The organism is Pseudomonas alliivorans, from assembly GCF_017826695.1.
Taxonomy (GTDB): domain Bacteria; phylum Pseudomonadota; class Gammaproteobacteria; order Pseudomonadales; family Pseudomonadaceae; genus Aquipseudomonas; species Aquipseudomonas alliivorans.
The window spans coordinates 69735-88210 of record NZ_JAFFZW010000002.1 but is presented as its reverse complement, the minus strand read 5'-3'; the positions used below and the strand labels follow the sequence as shown (position 1 = coordinate 88210).

General features: G+C 60.0%; 15 protein-coding genes. 6 read left to right on the top strand and 9 right to left on the bottom strand.

Going from position 1 to position 18476, the window contains the following annotated elements:
* Window positions 1-31 precede the first annotated feature (31 nt).
* Window positions 32-1348 carry an APC family permease gene (locus tag JTJ32_RS05080; RefSeq protein WP_210041233.1) on the top strand — a complete coding sequence of 439 codons (1317 nt, stop codon included), beginning with the start codon at window positions 32-34 and terminating at the stop codon, window positions 1346-1348.
* Here the strand turns inward: JTJ32_RS05080 and JTJ32_RS05075 are convergent.
* From JTJ32_RS05075 to JTJ32_RS05060, 4 genes are all read right to left on the bottom strand, one after another.
* A complete protein-coding gene (locus JTJ32_RS05075; RefSeq protein WP_210041232.1) occupies window positions 1338-4418 on the bottom strand; it encodes an efflux RND transporter permease subunit in 3081 nt (1026 codons plus the stop codon). The genes JTJ32_RS05080 and JTJ32_RS05075 overlap by 11 nt on opposite strands.
* Before the next feature lie 3 nt (window positions 4419-4421).
* Window positions 4422-5507 (bottom strand): efflux RND transporter periplasmic adaptor subunit, encoded by a 1086-nt coding sequence (locus tag JTJ32_RS05070; protein WP_210041230.1) that lies wholly within the window; start codon window positions 5505-5507, stop codon window positions 4422-4424.
* Window positions 5500-7011, bottom strand: a complete 1512-nt coding sequence (locus tag JTJ32_RS05065; protein ID WP_236059195.1) for an efflux transporter outer membrane subunit — start codon at window positions 7009-7011, stop codon at window positions 5500-5502. The genes JTJ32_RS05070 and JTJ32_RS05065 overlap by 8 nt, the downstream gene beginning before the upstream one ends.
* 92 nt (window positions 7012-7103) lie before the next feature.
* A complete protein-coding gene (locus tag JTJ32_RS05060; protein ID WP_210041228.1) occupies window positions 7104-7832 on the bottom strand; it encodes a nitroreductase family protein in 729 nt (242 codons plus the stop codon).
* Window positions 7833-7927: 95 nt separating this feature from the next.
* Between JTJ32_RS05060 and JTJ32_RS05055 the strand changes: the two genes are divergently transcribed.
* From JTJ32_RS05055 to JTJ32_RS05040, 4 genes are all read left to right on the top strand, one after another.
* The gene (locus JTJ32_RS05055) at window positions 7928-8572 is read left to right on the top strand and encodes a TetR/AcrR family transcriptional regulator (protein WP_210041226.1); all 645 of its coding nucleotides are present in this window, start codon (window positions 7928-7930) and stop codon (window positions 8570-8572) included.
* Between the two features lie 77 nt (window positions 8573-8649).
* Entirely contained in the window at window positions 8650-9429 is a 780-nt protein-coding gene (locus tag JTJ32_RS05050) for a MipA/OmpV family protein (protein WP_210041224.1), read from the top strand.
* A gap of 48 nt (window positions 9430-9477) precedes the next feature.
* Window positions 9478-10179 (top strand): response regulator transcription factor, encoded by a 702-nt coding sequence (locus tag JTJ32_RS05045; protein ID WP_210041222.1) that lies wholly within the window; start codon window positions 9478-9480, stop codon window positions 10177-10179.
* Window positions 10176-11492, top strand: a complete 1317-nt coding sequence (locus tag JTJ32_RS05040) for a sensor histidine kinase (protein WP_210041220.1) — start codon at window positions 10176-10178, stop codon at window positions 11490-11492. Before JTJ32_RS05045 ends, JTJ32_RS05040 begins: the two co-directional genes overlap by 4 nt.
* A gap of 59 nt (window positions 11493-11551) precedes the next feature.
* On the opposite strand, the gene araH is transcribed toward JTJ32_RS05040, so the two are convergent.
* The 5 genes from araH to JTJ32_RS05015 form a co-directional block, all read right to left on the bottom strand.
* Entirely contained in the window at window positions 11552-12517 is a 966-nt protein-coding gene (gene araH / locus JTJ32_RS05035; protein WP_004882171.1) for an L-arabinose ABC transporter permease AraH, read from the bottom strand.
* A gap of 41 nt (window positions 12518-12558) precedes the next feature.
* Window positions 12559-14082, bottom strand: a complete 1524-nt coding sequence (araG, locus tag JTJ32_RS05030) for an L-arabinose ABC transporter ATP-binding protein AraG (protein ID WP_069142461.1) — start codon at window positions 14080-14082, stop codon at window positions 12559-12561.
* Between the two features lie 52 nt (window positions 14083-14134).
* The gene (locus JTJ32_RS05025; RefSeq protein ID WP_184322926.1) at window positions 14135-15148 is read right to left on the bottom strand and encodes a substrate-binding domain-containing protein; all 1014 of its coding nucleotides are present in this window, start codon (window positions 15146-15148) and stop codon (window positions 14135-14137) included.
* A 184-nt stretch (window positions 15149-15332) separates the two neighbouring features.
* Window positions 15333-16205 (bottom strand): SMP-30/gluconolactonase/LRE family protein, encoded by an 873-nt coding sequence (locus JTJ32_RS05020; RefSeq protein ID WP_210041218.1) that lies wholly within the window; start codon window positions 16203-16205, stop codon window positions 15333-15335.
* 80 nt (window positions 16206-16285) lie between these two features.
* Complete coding sequence (locus tag JTJ32_RS05015; protein WP_099230230.1) at window positions 16286-17005, bottom strand: FadR/GntR family transcriptional regulator; 720 nt, start codon at window positions 17003-17005, stop codon at window positions 16286-16288.
* Between the two features lie 221 nt (window positions 17006-17226).
* Here JTJ32_RS05015 and JTJ32_RS05010 point away from each other — a divergent pair, with 221 nt between their 5' ends.
* Window positions 17227-18375 (top strand): aldose epimerase family protein, encoded by a 1149-nt coding sequence (locus tag JTJ32_RS05010; protein ID WP_184322928.1) that lies wholly within the window; start codon window positions 17227-17229, stop codon window positions 18373-18375.
* The last annotated feature ends 101 nt before the right edge of the window (window positions 18376-18476 follow it).

Sequence of the window (18476 nt, the reverse complement as noted above, 5' to 3'; positions counted from 1 at the left end):
ACGCCGCAGCCGCTGAAAGGAATCACGCCCCATGGCCAGTCACGAAAAAGCGTCACTACGACGCGCGATTACCGCTCCGATGCTGATGCTGTTCATCCTTGGCGACGTGCTCGGCGCTGGCGTCTATGCGCTGGCCGGCACCATCGCCGGACGCGTGGGCGGAGCCATCTGGGCGCCCTTGCTGATCGCACTGTGTTTTGCCCTGCTGACGGCAGCGTCCTACGCGGAACTGGTCACCAAGTACCCACGGGCGGGCGGCGCTGCGGTGTATGCCGAAAAAGCCTTTGGCAAACCCCTGTTGTCCTTTCTGGTGGGCTTCTCGATGATCGCGGCGGGCGTCACCAGCGCAGCAGGACTGGCCGTTGCGTTCGCCGGTGACTATCTGCAAGCGCTGATCAGCGTGCCTCCGCAATGGGTCTGTGTCGGGTTTCTGGTGATCGTTGGATTGTTGAATGCGCGAGGCATCAAGGAGTCGTTGGGAGCCAACCTGCTGATGACCACCATCGAACTGAGCGGACTGGTCATGGTGATCGCTGCTGCTGCCTGGTTCGTCGGTCAGGGTCAGGGCGTCCCGCAAAGGGTGTTCGAACTGGACACGGCCTCCCCTGCCACGGCCATTCTGGCGGCATCGTTGCTGGCCTTTTATTCCTTCGTCGGCTTCGAAACTTCCGCCAACCTGGCTGAGGAAATCAAGGATGTGCGCAAGGTCTATCCCCGCGCCCTGTTCGGTGCCCTGCTGATTGCAGGCGCTGTGTATGTGCTGGTCGGCGTGGGCGCGGCCATGGTATTGCCGGTGGATCAGTTGAAGGACTCGCAGGCACCGCTGCTGGATGTCGTCAAGGCGTCGGGCCTGGGAATTCCGTCACCCTGGTTTGCGTTGATTGCGCTGATTGCGGTCGCCAATGGCGCGTTGTTGACGATGATCATGGCCAGCCGGCTGACCTTCGGCATGGCGCGCGAAGGGCTGCTGCCTGCGCTTCTGGGCAATGTGCTGCCGCGTCGACGCACACCCGGCGTTGCCATTCTGGTCACCACAGGGGTTGCCATCGCGCTGTCGTTCACCAGCACCCTGACCACGCTCGCCGAAACGGTGGTGCTGCTGTTGCTGTTCGTATTCCTCAGCGTCAATGTGGCCGTGCTGGTGCTCAAGCGTGACAAGGTCGAGCCTGCACACTTTCAGGTGCATGGGGCGATTCCCGCCCTTGGGATACTGTCCTGTCTGTTACTGTTGACTCAGCAAGGGCCGGAAACATGGCTGCGGGCCGGGGTCATGCTGGTGGTCGGTGCGGTGCTGTACGGCCTGACCCGGCTGGGCAGGCAACAGGCTGTTTCACATCTCAGTGAGTAGGCTCGCCACGGCGAGCAGGGTCGCGACTGAACCATCGGTGCAGCAAGCGCTCCAGGTCGTCGATATAAGTGAAGGCAACAGGCACGACCAGCAGGCTCAACGCGGTCGAGGTCATCAACCCGCCGATCACCGCAATCGCCATCGGCTGTCGGAAACTCGCATCAGCACCCAGCCCCAAGGCAATCGGCATCATCCCCGCGATCATTGCAAGGGTGGTCATGATGATCGGGCGAACCCGCTTGTGGCAGGCATTGATCAGGGCATCCACCACTGAAAGGCCCTGCTTTCTGATGCCCATCACCGAATACTCGACCAGCAGAATCGAGTTCTTGGTGACAATGCCCATCAGCATCACGAGACCGATCAGGGACGGCAGGCTCAGCATGCCTCGGGTGAGCAGCAAGGCGACAAAGGCGCCGCCCACCGACAGCGGAATGGCAAACAGAATAGTCAACGGCTGGAAGAAATCGCTGAACAGCAGCACCAGCACCACGTAGACGCAAACCAGACCAATGATGATGGCCATGCCGAACCCGCCCATCAGCTCGGCCATGATCTCTGCGTCGCCTGTCTCGATCAGTCTGACGCTGGACGGCATCGACTGGATGGCCGGTAAGGACCGGGCGATAGCCAGTGCCTGGCCGAGCGGCATGTGACCCAGGTCGGCGCTGACATTGGCATAGCGACGTCGGTCATAGCGGTCGATCTGGGTCGGGCCGCTTTCCACACTCAGATTTGCGACGCTCGACAGAGGAACCAGCCCGTCCCGGCCACGGACCCGGAGACCGGCAATGGTGTCCAGATCCTGCCGCGCAAGTTGTGGAATACGCACTTGGATCGATATCTGACGGTTATCCAGGTTCAGCTTGGCCATCTGCGCATCGAAGTCACCATTGGTTGCGATGCGCAACGTTTCGCCGATGGTCGCCGTGGTGACGCCGCGCTCCGCCGCCTGGCGGGCGTCCGGTCGGACTACGATTTCCGGGCGCTCCAGACTTGCGGTCGAGGTGATGTTGGCGAGGCCCGGTACATCACGCAATTCACGCTCCAGCGCCTGCGCCGTCGCCTTGAGCGCCGCCGGGTCATCACTGGAAAGGATCAGTGCCATCTTCTCACCCAGACCACCCGTGCCCAGCGAGAACCGCGCACCCGGCACGTCATGCAACACCGTGCGTATCCGGTTTTCGATATCGGTCTGACCGGCACGCGCGCCACGGGCAGACAGCACCAGGGTCATCGTGGCGCGGCGCAATTCGGCTGCCTGGGTCTGTCCGTGCCCGGCAGACTGAGCCACCCCTACCGTGCTGAACACATGCTCAATGCCCGGAATGCCCTTGATGGCCTGGCTCACCGCCTCGACCGTCGACTGGGTCGCCGCCAGACTGCTGCCCGGAGGCAGTTCCACGTTGATATTGCTGTACCCCTTGTCGGACGCTGGAATCAAGCCCGTCTCCAAAAGCGGAACCATGGCTATCGACGCGACAAACACCAACAGGGTGGCTACCAGGGTCAGGCCACGATGCTTCAGGCACCAGCGCACCCAACCCAGATAGCGCGTCATCAGCGCACCCTCAGCCGTTTCCTGCCTGGCTTCATGGGCCTTGAGCAGATAAGCCGCCATCATCGGCGTGAGTATCCGCGCCACCAGAAGCGAGGACAGCACCGCCACCACCGCCGTCCAGCCAAACTGTTTGAAGAACAGGCCGGGGACGCCACTCATCATCGCGGTGGGCAGGAACATCACCACCAGGGTCATGGTGGTTGCCATGACAGCCAGAGCAATTTCAGTCACGGCGTCACCCGCAGCCTGCTTGATGGGTTTGCCCATGCGACTGTGCCGCTCGATGTTCTCGATCTCGACAATGGCATCGTCCACCAGAATGCCGACGATGACTGCCAGCGCGAGCAGCGTCAGGGTATTGAGCGAGTAACCGAGCCAGTTCATGACCAGAAACGTCGGCAATACCGACAAGGGCAACGCCGATGCAGAGATCAGCGTGGCACGCCAGTCGCGCAGAAACCACCACACCACCAGAACGGCCAGCAACGCCCCTTCGTACAGCATGTGCATAGAGCCTTCGTATTGCTCGCGGGTGTAGTCGACAGTGCCGGAGACCTTGGTAAAACCGAGGCTCGGGTCAGCGGACCGAAGCTGATCGAGCGCTTGCATCACGTCTGCCGCGACGCGGGTCTCATCGAACCCCTTGGCGCGAAACAACCGAAACCCGACTACCAGCTTGCCATCGAGCGTCGCGATCTGGGTACGATCCGCGTAGGTATCCTTGACCACCGCCACCTGATCCAGATTCACGCGTCGACCATTGCTCAGCACCACGGGAAGGCTATTGAGCTCGTCCGCCTGCCTTATGGTGGCGATGGTCCGCAAGGCCTGCTCGGCCCCGCCCATTTGCCCTCGCCCGCCAGACGACTCCTGCTCGACGCTCTTCAAGGCACGTGAAACGTCCGCAGCGGTCGCGCCCTGTGCAGCGAGGCTTGCGGGATCGACTTCCACCCGCACCTGGCGCTGCACACCGCCGACGCGCTCGAACTTACCGATGCCCGGCACGCTCAATATCGTCTTGCTCAACGTGTCGTCGACAAACCACGAAAGCGCCTCTTCATCAATGCGCGAAGAAGACACCGCATACAGCAATGTCGCCTCATCACTGCCAACACGAACTGCGCTGATGGACGGCTGTTCCAGATCGCTGGGCAGGTCGGATCGCACGCGGTCTACGGCATCCTTGGCCTCGATCAGGGCATCGGAGAGCTTCTTCTCCAGAATGAACTCAACGTTGATAGTGACCAGCCCGTCAACGATGGAGGTGCTGACGTGCTTGATACCGGACAGCGTCGCCAGGGAGTTCTCGACCTTGCGCGCCACCTCGGTTTCCAGTTGCGCCGGAGCCGCGCCCGGCTGGGTCAGTGAAATGACCACGGTAGGCAAGTCGAGATCAGGCATGTTGGCAATGGGCAAGGCACGAAAGCTCAGGATGCCTGCCAGTGACAGCAGCATAAAAAGCAGGATCGAAGGGATGGGGTTGCGAATGGACCAGGTGGCGAAATTCATGACTTACTCCTTCCCTTGCAACGGTGCGGCAGCAACGTGAACCAGGTCACCGTCATTCAGAAAACCGGCGCCCTGCACCACCACTCTGTCGCCCGCGCTGATCCCGGAAACGATCTCGACATCGCTGACATGTCGCCTGCCAACTGTCACGATCTGCAGACTGATGCGGTGATCGTCGAGCACTTTGGGGACGTAGCTGCGGCCGTCACGAATCACTACGCTTGCCGCAGGAACGACCACTGCAGGACGCTCTGTCAGTCCGATTCTGCCTTTGGCGTACATGCCCGAACGTGCCGTACTGCCGGAGTCGATGTCGGCATAGGCCAGTCCCAGCCGGGTCTGAGTGTCCAGACTGGGGGCCAGCTCACGGACGGTGGCGGAAGCCGACGTGCCATCAGGCAATTCGAGATCGACAGGCTGGCCGGACTGCACCTGAGTCATTTGTGCCGCACTCAGTTCGCCACGCCACTCCAGCCGGCTTTGACGAATCAGGCGAAATAATTCCTGTCCATTACCGTACACGGCGCCCGTTGTGGCGCTGCGTGCGCTGATCACGCCATCGTCCGGTGCAACCACACGGGCATAGCGCAGCTGCAACTGCGTGCCGGTCAGCTGTGCCCTGGTGACATCTGCCTGGGTTTCATACTGAAGCACGTCCTGATCGCTCATGCCGCCTGTACCTTTGAGCAGCAACGCACGCTTGCGGTTGGCATCGGCCTGAAGCCAGTTGGCCTTGAGACGCGCTTCATCGGCGCTCAACAGATCGGCATCGAAGGTGGCGAGCAACTGCCCCCGTGTGACGTGATCGCCTACATTGACGCGCAAGTCGGTAAGCCGCAGATTGGAAACCTGAGCGCCGATCACGGCTTCTTCCCAGGGTGCAACAGAACCACCGGCTTCGATGATCCCGGGCCAGAGGGTGTCGACCGCCGAGGCGACGGTCACGGTCAGCGCCGGAGCAGGCAGGCTGGCTGACGGGGTCGCTTCAGTCGGCCTCATATAAAGCACACCGGCGATGATCAGCATCGCGCACGGCACGATCAGGCTCAGTGACCTGCGGCTGAAGGCCAGGATCAATAACTTATTCATGAGAAGTGGTGTCCGGGGTCAAGGTGATAGCGGTGCCCGTGGCTTTGACGAGCGCGATCCAGGCTTGTCCCTGATCGCGCAGGGCGGAGATTTCGGCATCCTGTGCCGACGCAAACTGCCGACGGGCGTCTTCCAGCTCGAACAGACTGATGGCCCCGGCTTTCCATTGGTCATCACTGACCTTGAAGGTGGTGCGGGCGGCGCTGACACCTTCCTGTGTGGACAGCACCCGCGACGCTGCCGAGGCTTGCGCGGCCAGCGCGTTCTCCACATCCTCGACAGTTGTACGTAGCGTGCCTCGCAAACTGGCGCTGGCGCGCCGATAACGAGCCTGGGCACTTTTCACATTTGCCGCACCCGCCCCGCCATCGAAGAGCGGACCGGTCAGGCTCGGTCCGATGGACCACGTGTTGAAATCGAGGCTGGAACCTGCCGCACGAATCCATTGCCCGGTCAGCGCAGCCGCCAGGTCGATACGCGGCAGTCGATCAGCGCGGGCCACGGCGATATCGGACCAGGCGGCGGCCATTTCGCGTTCTGCCGAGATGATGGCGGGATGCGATGTCAGCATTGTCGCGGATAACTCAGGTTGCGCTTGCGGTGCCCGAGGCATGGACACCGGCTCGGCGCTGTCCCCAGCGGCGGGCGCTCCGATCAGAAGGCGCACTTTATCGGCCTCTTCACCGCTCAGCGCGACCAGCGCATTGACCTGGCGGGCACATTGATCAACCTGAGTCGCCAGACTGGTGCGCGAGCCTGCAAGGCCGGTCAGCAGACGAGCCTCGTCAGCGGGCGCAGCCAGCCCGGCGTTCATGCGCAGCCGGGTCAGCGCCAGGGTCTTCTCGCGGGAAGCAATATCGTCTACCCACACGCGCCGGGAGTTTTCGCATGCGCGCAGAGAAAGCACGTCATTTGCCACATCCGCTGCGAGGGTCAGACGCGCCGACGCTGCGTCTGCGGTGCGGGCATCGAGGTGATCGCGCGAAGCCTCGATCGATTGACTGACTCGCCCGAAGAGATCGAGCTCCCAACTGAAAACCGGGCCAGCCGAGGTCGAGGTACTGAGTGCTGTCACGCCCGAACGAACCGGCGAGGTATTCTGGCTCTTCGCCCGCCTCAGGCTGGCGTCCAGATCGATCGCAGGCAGCGTCGCCGCTTCCTGCACGTTTACGCTCGCCCTGGCTTCGTCCACGCGACTCAATGCCTGTAACAAGGTCGGGTTGTCAGCGAATGCGTCCCCGATCAGAGCGTCGACCGCTTTATCGTTCAAGAGATGCCACCACGCCGCATCCTGCAACGCCTGCTGACCGTTTGCCGCAGAACGCTGCTCAGTCCAGTCGGCAGGAGTCGGCAGAGTCGGTTTGACGTAGGCGGGCTGCAACGCACAACCGCCTGACGCCAACAGGGCCATACTCAGGGTGTGCAGTGATAATCGCCAATACCACGGATGCGCGGACGAGCGACGTCCGCACGGGTTTGCGCAACACAGAATTCTGGAAGTCATTGGGATAACCGGATGTAAGCGCACGTCAAACCGTCAACGGCTGTCGCAGCGCGTGCCAACGTCGTCAGTTCACTATCGAGACCCGCCCGTGATCAATGAGAAACCACAAGATCCGATATCGGGTTGCGCCACCGATCCTCGATCCTGGCGTCGTCTGCCCGATACCCGAGCGCGATGACCAGCGGAATGACAGCACCACGCGGGATATTCAGCAGTCTGGCAACCTGTGAGGCGGAGAACCCTTCCATGGGGCAGGTATCGATCCCTTTTGCCGCGGCACCCAGCATGAGGGTCTGAGCGGCAAAGATAGCGTTGCGGGCCGCCCACTGACGGCCGCCGACAGGGCCTACGGGAATCAGCGACAACGTCGGACGAAACAGCGTGGCGAGCGCGACGAGCGGTGACCACAGGACGGACGACCCGACGCCGAGAATTTTCTTGAACATGCCTATTTGCTTGCGATAGTAGACCTTCGAGTTTTCGCCCAGTACCCGTGAGCCTTCGACATGTTCGAGCTGGGCCTTGGCGGTACGCAGTCCCAGTGCGGGGCTGGCAACGACCACAATGAATTCGGCTGCCGTTGCAGCGGCTTTCTGCCCGTTGCAGGCCTCCGCCATGCTGGCCTTCAACACAGGGTCGCGAATCCAGTGCAATTGATAGGGCTGCATGTTGCCACTCGAAGGTGCAAAAGCCGCTTCCGCCAGCAGGGCCTGCACATCACTTTCTGCAACAGGGGTGGCGTTGAATTTTCGGACGGCTCGACGAAAGTGATTCGCGGCCTGAAAGGCTTCCCACGCAAGTACGGGATCAGGTGTGTTCATGATTCGATTCTCGGTACGTGAAGAACGTTGTGTTTTCACGACTCAAATCGTAAGTTAATACTTAGTTTTTAAAAACTCATGTTCCGGAGCGCCCAATGAGCAAGAGCCGCTTTCCCGTCAAACCCAGAAAGATCCCGGCTCAGGCGCGTTCTCGCGCAACGGTCGATGCCATTATTCAAGCAGCGACTTACATTTTGACCAAGGTAGGCTGGGACGGTCTGACCACCAACGCCATTGCCGAACGCGCAGGCGTCAATATCGGTTCGCTGTATCAGTTTTTCCCGAACAAAGAGGCGATCATTGCCGAGTTGCAGCGACGCCATGCCGCTGACACACGCACTGACCTGCTTGAGGTATTGCACGTTCTGCCGGCCCAACCCTCGCTCAGAGACGCTTTGACGCTGATCATCGAAATGATCGTCGCCGAACACCGCGTTGCTCCGGCACTGCACAAGGCCATCCACGAAGAGCTGCCCCGCACCGTCCGCCAGATGGAGGAGGACAAGGATTCGCTCCAGCGACAGTTCGCAGAAGTCCTGAGGCCGTTCATGAAGAACGTCCCTGACCCGGACCTTGCGATTTACCTGATGGGGATCGCGGCCCACGCGATTATCCATAACGTCACTGCAGACCAGCCCGAACTGCTCGCCCAACCGGCGTTTGTTTCAGAAGTTGTGACGCTGATCGAACACTACCTGCAACGGCCTGCGCCCGAACCGGATGCTGCAATCGCGACCTGATACGACGCAGCGACAAGGAAACGACAGTACCGCACGCACACTCGCCATTCCTTTCAAGCTCACCTCAGAGAACTGCGATGAAACGACTGTCCGTGCCCGCTGTTGCCGCCCTGTTATTGCCTGTTCTACCTTTCAAGGCCGCGTTTGCCGAATCCTCGAGCCTCAGCCTGGGCCTCGGTGCAGCCATCAACGAGAGCCCTTATGCCGGGGCCGGGACGCAGGTCAATCCGTTGCCACTGATCAGGTACGACAGCGACAGCTTTTTTCTACGTGGCATCAGCGGCGGCTATCACCTGGTCGACAACGGCGTGTTTTCGCTGGACGCCATTGTGTCTCTGAACATGGACGGCATCGACCGCGATGACTTCGGTCGCCGTGAATTGGCCAGAAACGGTATCGACCGGGATCTGCTGGAGGACCGCGACAACGGCATTGATGCAGGTCTGGCAGCCAGCCTGCGTGGCAGCGGCGGGCAGCTCGAACTGGTCGCAAAATCCGACGTCAGCGGGACCAGCGACGGTTACTCGATGAACCTTGAATACGCGTACCCGATCAGTTGGGGCGAGACGCGCTTCAAGCCTCACATCGGCGCTACACACCTGTCTGCCAATCTGGTGGACTACTACTTCGGCACCCTGAACAAGGAAGAGCAGCGTGGCATCACCCGCTACCGGCCAGGGAGCGCCAGCGTTTCCTACATTGGCCTGGGCTTCTCGCAACCCATCGGCAAACAGTGGGAAGTGTCGGGCAATATACGCTACACCAGCCTGCCGGACGAATTGACCGACAGCCCGCTGGTGGAGCACGGGACCGACAGCTCGACGTCAATGTTCATCGGCATTTCGCGTAAGTTCTGACACCTGTCAGACTGACTCATCAACGCTACAGCAGAGTTTCAGCCCCTCATGATCGAGCGTTCCCTGAGCGTGTTAATCGTCGAAGACAACCTGGCCCTGGCGGCCAACATGTTCGACTACCTTGAGGCCTGTGGTCATACGCCCGATGCAGCGCCCGACGGCAAGGCCGCCATGCGCCTGCTGCTGGAGAACACTTACGATGTAATCGTGCTGGACTGGATGATGCCGCGCATGGACGGCATCGCCCTGCTACGCCACCTTCGTCATGAAATCGGCAGTCCGGTCCCGGTCATGCTGTTGACTGCCAGGGATCAATTGGACGACAAACTGGAAGGTTTCGAATCCGGGGCGGACGATTACATCGTCAAGCCGCTGGCACTGCCTGAACTTGAGATCCGTCTGCGGGTGCTGGCGGCGCGCAGTCAGCCACGCTCCAGCGTGCGACAGACGCTGGAGGTCGGCGATCTGAGGTTCGATCTGGGCACGCAGACCATCACCCGAGCGGGAAAACAGTTGCCCTTCTCGCCCATAAGAAGAACCCTTCTGGAGGTCCTGATGCGCAACTCGCCCGACGTGGTAACGCGGACCCAGCTTGAGTCACTGGTGTGGGGGGACCGGGTGCCGGACGGCGACCTGCTGCGCTCACACATGCACTTGCTCAGAAGGACTATCGACAGCGATTGCGCAGCCGGGGACCGGCTACTGCACACGGTCTCGGGTGTCGGTTTTCGCCTGTGCGTGCTGTCATGACCGACTTCTTTGGCAGCCGCGGCAGCCTGCACCGGCTGATCAGCCTGATTCTGGTCGGTTTCGGTCTGCTGATGACGGCCGGACTGGCGACCCAGGCCTCCATGAGCCAGGACCTTATCGACCATCCGGTCTGGAAAGAACTGTTGGAGACTTCTACACAAAACGCCCTGCGAGCAACCTCACCATCAGACGTTCAGGACAGTGGCAGAATCCGGATCTGGAACGTATCGGGCGACGCTCATGTTCCTGGCATGCCTGAGGAATTCCTGACGCTGGCACCGGGTTTTTACAGCGAGGGTGATCTGGACACCGACTACTGGCTACCCGGTGATTCGGACTATGCCGTGCTGGTCACCGCGCTCGAATCCGGACGCATGATCGCCGCCATCGACATCAGCGATCTGGAGCATCAGCAAAACAGGATCGCACTGATCGGGGCCTTCTACCTGTTATTGAATCTGATACTGATCATCTGCGCGATCGCCTGGCTGTACGTACGCATGCGTCGCCCGGTTCAGGAACTGGCGCACCGCATGAAACAACTTGACCCGGAACGACCTGCGCAGCGCCTGCCTGTGCATTATGTTCAGCAAGAGCTTCAGGAGATCGCCAGCGGGATCAATGCGCATCTGGAGCGGGTCGAGCAATTCATGGCGCGTGAGCGCAGCCTGCTGGATCAGGCCAGCCATGAGTTTCGTACCCCGATTGCCGTGATCAGCGGCGCGCTGGACGTGTTGGACCGACAGGCGCTGCCCGCCAGCGCTACACCGCCCTTGCAGCGCATGCGTGCCACGGTGGAAAACCTCACGGAGATCATGGTCGCCCTGCTCTTCCTATCCCGCGAGCCGAAGGTGGCCAGAGCGGACGACCCCATCGAGCTGGACCGTCTTCTACCCGAGCTCATCAGGGATCATGAACACCTGCTGGACGGTAAGCCGGTCCGGTTCGCCATCCACATCCACGAAACCCTGACGCTGCTCGCTCCGGAAGCCATGCTGCGCATCGCCATCGGCAACCTGTTGCGCAACGCGGCCGAGAACACCTACGACGGTACCATCGCGGTCCGGCTCAAGAACGGGACTGTCAGCGTGACCGACTCCGGCGAGGGCTTCGACACCGCCGAAGCGTCCCGGCGCTACCTGAGCATGGTCAGACAGTCGACCAAAGCCGGGACCGGAAAAGGACTGGGATTATTTCTGGTGCGGCGCATCTGTGATCGTTTTCACTGGCGCCTGACGCTGGAGTCGATGCCGACGCTGGGAACACGCGCCAGTCTGGATTTCAGCCTGCGAGGTAACGAGCACGGCGGTTGACTCAAAAAAAGACCCTTGCCGGATTGTCCGGCAAGGGCCTCTCTGGATCGTGCCTGAGGTTAGCGACGCTTCATGCGGTCGATGATCACTGCCAGCAACAGGATGGTGCCGCGAATCACGTACTGGTAGAAAGTGTCGATGTTCTTCAGGTTCATCGCGTTCTCGATGATGGCCAGAATCAGCACGCCGGCGATCACGTGACGAATCATGCCGATGCCGCCGCTGAGCGAGACACCGCCCAGTACACAGGCCGAGATCACCGTCAGTTCGAAGCCCTGCCCGACCATCGGCTGGCCCGAGGTCATGCGCGAAGCCAGCACCACGCCCGCCAGCGCGCCAATCAGACCGTGCACGGCAAAGATGATGATCTTGGTGCGATCAACGTGGACACCCGCCAGCAACGCGGCTTCCTGGTTACCACCAATGGCCATGGTGTTACGCCCGTAAGTGGTGTAGTTGAGCAGCCAGCCGAAGAAGATGAAGCAGACGATGGTGATCAGGATCGGCACCGGCACGCCGTACAGCTGGCCGTTGCCGAATACGAAGAAATCTTCGTTGGAAACGCCCACCGCCTTGCCGTTGGAGAAGATGTACGCCAGGCCGCGCACGATCTGCATGGTGGCCAGCGTGGCAATCAGCGCGTTGATCCTGAGTTTGGCGATCACGATGCCGTTGATCAGACCTACGACCAGGCCCATTGCCAGAGCAGCCGATACGCCCAGAAACACGCTGTCGGTGTCGCGGATCACGATCCCGGCGATGACGCCGGAACAGGCCAGCACCGAGCCGATCGACAGGTCGAAGTGGCCGGACGCCAGACAATAGAGCATGGTGCAGGCGGCGATGCCCACGGTGGAAATCGCCAGACCCAGGCCGCGCATGTTCAAGGGCGACATGAAGTTGTCGATGAACACTGCGCAGAGCAGGAAGATGCCCACGGCGGCCAGCAGCATGACCCACTCATCGGCAAAACGGCGCAGGTTCAAGCCCTGACGGGGAGCCCGCAGGCTGGATTCGGTAGACATACGCACCTCTTTTTTATTGTTCATGGTCAGAGACCAGTTGTTCAGCCGCGCGTGCGTGGCAGAGCCAGTTGCAGGAGACGCGGCTCTTCAGCCTCGTCGCGGTTCAGTTCACCGGTGATGGCACCTTCGCTCATCACCAGAATTCGGTCGGAAATACCCATTACTTCCATCAGGTCACTGGACACCACAATCACGGCAATGCCATCGGCCGCGAGATTGTGAATGATCTGGTAGATCTCGGATTTGGCACCGATGTCGATGCCGCGGGTCGGCTCGTCCAACAGCAGCACTTTCATCGGCATCGACAGCCAGCGACCCAGAATGGCTTTCTGCTGGTTGCCGCCGGACAGGTACATGATCTGCTGTTCGGGCGATGGCGTCTTGACGTTCATGGCCTGAATCTGGCCCTTCGCGTTGTCACGCTCCCAGCGCCCCTGAATCAGGCAACCAAGGCTGACATGCCGTGGACGGGCACCGATATTGATGTTTTCGGCGACGCTGGAGAGCGGCACGATGCCTTCTTTCTTGCGATCTTCCGGACAGAGCAGAATGCCTGCAGCGATGGCGTCACGCGGCGACTTGAGGGTCAGAGGCTTGCCATCCAGTTGCAGCGAACCGGCAGTGCTGCGGGTCAGCCCGGACAGCAGACGAAACAGTTCAGTGCGCCCGGCACCGACCAGACCGAAAAAACCCAGCACTTCGCCCTTCTCGACCGCAAAACTGACCGGTTCCTGAAGTCCCGGCCCCATGAGACCGGTGACCCGCAGGCTCGGCCCCTGATGCTGACGTGGACGATAATTGTAGATGTCCTGAATATCGCGCCCGACCATGCAGGTCACCAGACGGTCATGATCCAGATCGGCCATTTGCTCGAACGTACGCACGAAGCGTCCATCCTTGAAAACCGTCACGGCATCGCAGACACGGAAGATTTCTTCCATGCGGTGCGACACGTAAAGAATCACCCGCCCCTCATCACGCAAGCGAACGATGATTGCCATCAGACGATCGATCTCGCGTGCCGACAGGCTGCTGGTCGGTTCGTCGAAGGCGATCACATGAGCATTGCGTGACATGGCCTTGGCGATTTCCACCAACTGCCGCTGACCGAGTGACAAATCACCAAGGCGCGTGCCCGGATCGATCTCGTCAGCCAGCCCTTTGAGCAACTCTGCAGCCCGACGCCGCATGGCACCGCGATTGATCAGGCCAAAACGGCTGGGCATATGGCCCAGCAGCAGGTTTTCGGCAACGGTCATCTCCGGCACCAGATGCAGTTCCTGGTGAATCACTGCCACGCCCGCCGCGATGCTGTCGGCCGTGGATTTGAACTGATGAGTCTGATCGCCGATCTGCAGGGTGCCGCTATTGGGCTGGTAAGAGCCGCCCAGAATCTTGAGCAGCGTGGACTTGCCCGCGCCGTTCTCGCCCATCAGCGCATGAACGCTGCCAGGGCGCGCTTCGAAGCTGATGTCCGACAGCGCTTTCACGCCGGGGAACACCTTGCCGATGCCGTTGAAGCGCAGGGCACCTGTTGTGGTATTCGTTTTGATAGCCTGTTGCATGACACCGACCTCCTCGCGCAATTGAGGGACCTTTTCAGGCCCCCCGTTCAGCTCACTTCCACAAACCGATCTTGGTCAGTTCTTCCTGGAAGTTGGCGCGAGTGATCAGCGTCACGTCGTCCATGGCGGTGTACTTGGGCGGCTCTTTGCCGTCCTTGATCCACTCATACATGTACTTGGCGGTGTTGTAGCCTTCCTTGTCCGGGCTGGGCAGCATCGACCCGAAGAAGCCACTTTTCTTTTTCTTCAGCTCATCGATGGCGTCAGTACCATTGATGCCGATGCCGATTACATTGTCCGCGCTGAACCCGTTGCTGGCTGTGGCGCGTACGCCGCCCAGTACGGTGTTGTCATTCATGCCGCCGATGATCAGATTCTTGGCATCGCCCGGCAGTTTGGGCAGCGCCGAGTTGGTGGCGTCCATGCTGCCTGGCACATCGAGGGTTTTCTGAGCGGTGAAGAGAATGTTCTTCTCAGGCAGACCGGCTTTTTTCAGCGCATCGACAGAACCATCCGTGCGCTTCTTGCCAGTGTCCAGTTCGTTGTAGGTGTTGATGATTGCGTAAGTACCCTTCCAATCGCTCTCATCCCACTTGCGATTCTTGGCTTCGGTGGCCATTGCGGCGCCTTGCTTCTGACCGACTTCGAACGCGGCCATGCCCAGATAAGGCACGTCTTCCATGAATTTTCCGTTGGCATCGACGAAACGGTCATCGACGGCCATGACTTTCAGCCCCAGCGCCTTGGCCTTGGCCACGATGGCAGGGCCGAGGGAAACATCAGGTGGGCAGATCACGAAGCCTTTGGCACCGTTGGCGGCAAGGTTATCGATGGCGGCAAGGGTTTTCTCACCGTCCGGCACGGCAATCTTGAGCACGGTGAAGCCGTGGTCCTTGCCAGCTTTCTCGGCAAAGGCCCATTCAGTCTGGAACCAGGGCTCTTCGGCCTGTTTGACGAGAAAACCGATCTTGATTTCGTCGGCAGCAGAGGTGATGCCACTCATGCCCATGATGGCGGTGGTGACAGCGGCACAGCACAGGGAACGAATCCCGTGACGACTCAACATAGCTAACTCCTTATTTTTATTGAATAGCTACAGCGTTCAGCAAGGTGGCGATTTCCGGACGCGGAGGCATCTGAAAACCGGTTCAATAGTCATACCATATTATGATTGACCGCAATGTAACCGAATGTCACTTGAACGGAATCAGGCGCTGAAACACGCCGGATACCGCGATCCACAACCGGCATCAGCCGGCAAAACGTGTACATTTCAGACCTGGTATGCCGACATCGGCGACCAGAACCGCCCCATCAAAATCACCATGCGCGTCGGCTGGCGCAGCGCTGGTGACATAGAGGGTTTTAAGGTCCGGACCACCGAATACGCAGCTGGTGGGATGGCTGACCGGCAGATCTATGACGCGGTCAACGCTGCCATCAGGCGCAAAGCGGATCAGGCAACTGCCGCCCCAACGGGCGTTCCAGATAAACCCTTCGGCATCCATCGCAGATCCGTCAGGCGATCCACGTGCGTGTTCGGCCGCCCAGACTGTGCGCGGTCCAAGACTGCCGTCCGGCAGAATCGGGTATTGATAGATGACCTCGTCCAGTGTGTCAGCGCTGTACAACACGTCAGCCGCGGCGTTCCACAGCAGGGTGTTGACGATGCCCTGTCGGTCCAACAGGCGCGTGACACGTGCATCGGGCTGGATCAGGAACAGCCCGCCCGAGCGGCGTACAAGCGGCACGTCGGCGCCATGGGCATCAATGTTGTTCTGCATACTGCCCAGCCAGAGACGGCCCTGCGCATCACAGCGCGATTCGTTGGCGCGGTTACCTGCCACAGGGTCGGCAACACAGAACAGCGAGAGCGAGGTCTTGGTCGAATTCAGGTCCAGACGGTAGACGCCGCTGGCCAGTGTCACCAGTGCATCGCCCTGACAGGTGGGGATAAACGCGGATACAGGCTCGGGCATGCGCCATTGGCGATATTCGCCGTCAAGGAATCTGCAGGCCAGGAAGCCTGAGATGTCAACCCAGTACAGGGCCTGCTGTTCGACGTCCCAGAAGGAGCCTTCGCCCAGCTTGAATCGGTGCTCGGAGACGGGCAGCCAGTTCATGAAAATGTCCTTTGTTATTGTTGTAAAAGGTACTTTTCAGTGTGATGAAGCATTCAATTATTCAGGCGCATGTCCAGTGTTCAAAGTGCCGCGTCAGAGGCTGTCTTCTGCCGCAGAAAATAGGTGTCGATCACCTCTGCCGCCTGCTCTATCAGACTCATGCACGCCCATACGCCCCGCCCGGAATCACGCGTGGCAATGGCTTCAGCCAGATCCCTGTGCAGGGGAAGGGTCTTGCCCAACTGGCCCGGCATCCCCGACGTCACCTCGAACGATACGGCCAGTAAAGCACCCAGCGCAGGCAGCATCTGCTCGATGAAGCGATTGTGACTGGCCGCCAGCACCGCCTCATGGAAGTGTCGATCAGCCAGGTTGTAATCACCCTTGTCAGTCACCGATGCCTCCAGCAAACGGTACGCTTCGCGAATCGCTTCAATCTGTTGCGCGGTGGCCCGGTCGCACGCCCAGCGCACGGCCATCGGCTCGATGGTTCTGCGCAAGTCCAGCAGGTCCTTCACGAAAGCCTCCGGAAGCCCCTTGCGTGCCAGCCAGCCGACGACTTGAGGGTCGAACAGGTTCCAGGAACGCAACGGCAATACGCGTGTGCCCACTTTAGGGCCAACTTCCAGCAGCCCTTTGGCCACCAGCGTCTTGATCGCCTCACGCAACACCGTGCGGCTGACGCCCAATTCTTCGCACAGTGCCGCTTCCACCTTCAGTGTCTGACCCGGCAGGACATTGCCCGCAGCAATCCAGGCACCCAGCCAATCCACGGTCGATGCGTGGAAATTACTGCTCATGTCCCGATGCCTCGTGTCCCGTTCTGTTCGAGCCGAGGCTAATCATCATACCAATGGCTGTCAAATGGACCACAGCGCTTCAAGGACCAATGCAACCCTCGCATTACTAAATAGTATTACAATTAATTTTTCAAGCAGCATTTTTTGGGCTATAAATCCTTCCATCGGATAAAAATCCGATCAAATAGTCTTACCAATAAAAATAAAAGCGGGTAGATCAGATGAAAAAGCATGCTCTTCTCAGCACCCTTGGACTGTCTCTCATGATCAGCACGTTGACCGCGCACGCCGCAACGCTGTCCAGCGAACACAGCAGCTTCGGCCAATTGCCCGATGGCACCTCCGTCGAAAAATACACCCTGCGCAACAGCCACGGCATTGAGGCCAGCGTCATCACTTATGGCGCCACCCTTCAATCGCTGATGGTCCCTGACAAAGCCGGTAAAGTGGAAGACATTGTGCTGGGCTTCGACGATGTGCAGGGCTACCAGAACAACGGCACGGTTTACTTCGGAGCCACCATCGGTCGTTTCGGCAATCGCCTGGCGGGCGGCAAATTCACGCTGGACGGCAAAACCTACCAGGTGCCGCTCAACGACAAGACCAATGCGTTGCACGGCGGCAATCAGGGTTTCGACAAGCGGCTCTGGAAAGCCGAAGACACGAAGACCGGTGATTCGGTCGGCGTGAAACTCACCTACGTCTCACCTGATGGCGAGATGGGTTTCCCCGGTACGCTGACCACCGTAGTCACTTACAGCCTGAACGAGAAAAACGAGCTGAAGATCGACTATCGCGCGACCACCGACAAGCCGACGGTACTGAACCTGACCAACCACAGCTATTTCAACCTGGCGGGCGCGGGCAGCGGCGATATTCTCAAGCAGGTCGCCACTCTGCATGCCTCGCACTACACCCCGGTCAACGACAAGCTGATTCCGACTGGCGAGCTGCCCGCCGTGAAGGGCACCCCGATGGACTTTCTCAAACCCACTGCCTTTGGTCAGCACATCAAGGACGATCATCAGCAGCTGAAATACGCCGAACCCAAGCAGGGCGGCTTCGACTTCAACTGGGTGCTCGACACCAAGGGTGACGTGAAGAAACTGGCGGCAGAAGTCAGCGATCCGCAGTCGGGTCGCAAACTGCAGCTGTTCACCACAGAGCCCGGCGTGCAGCTCTATACCGGCAATTTCCTGGATGGCAGCATCCACGGCAAGGGCGGCAAGGTGTACCCGCACTGGGGCGCTTTCACGCTGGAAACCCAGCACTACCCCGACGCGCCCAACCAGCCGAAATTCCCGAGCACCCGGCTTGATCCAGGCAAGGCCTACACCCAGACCACGGTCTTCAAATTCCTGAATAACTGACACAGCCTGTCGCGCAGCCCTTGTTGAACGAGGGCTGCGCGTTATGCTCAGTGGGTCGCGTAATAAAGGAGTACGACATCCCCCCACCCTCCGAGAATCGA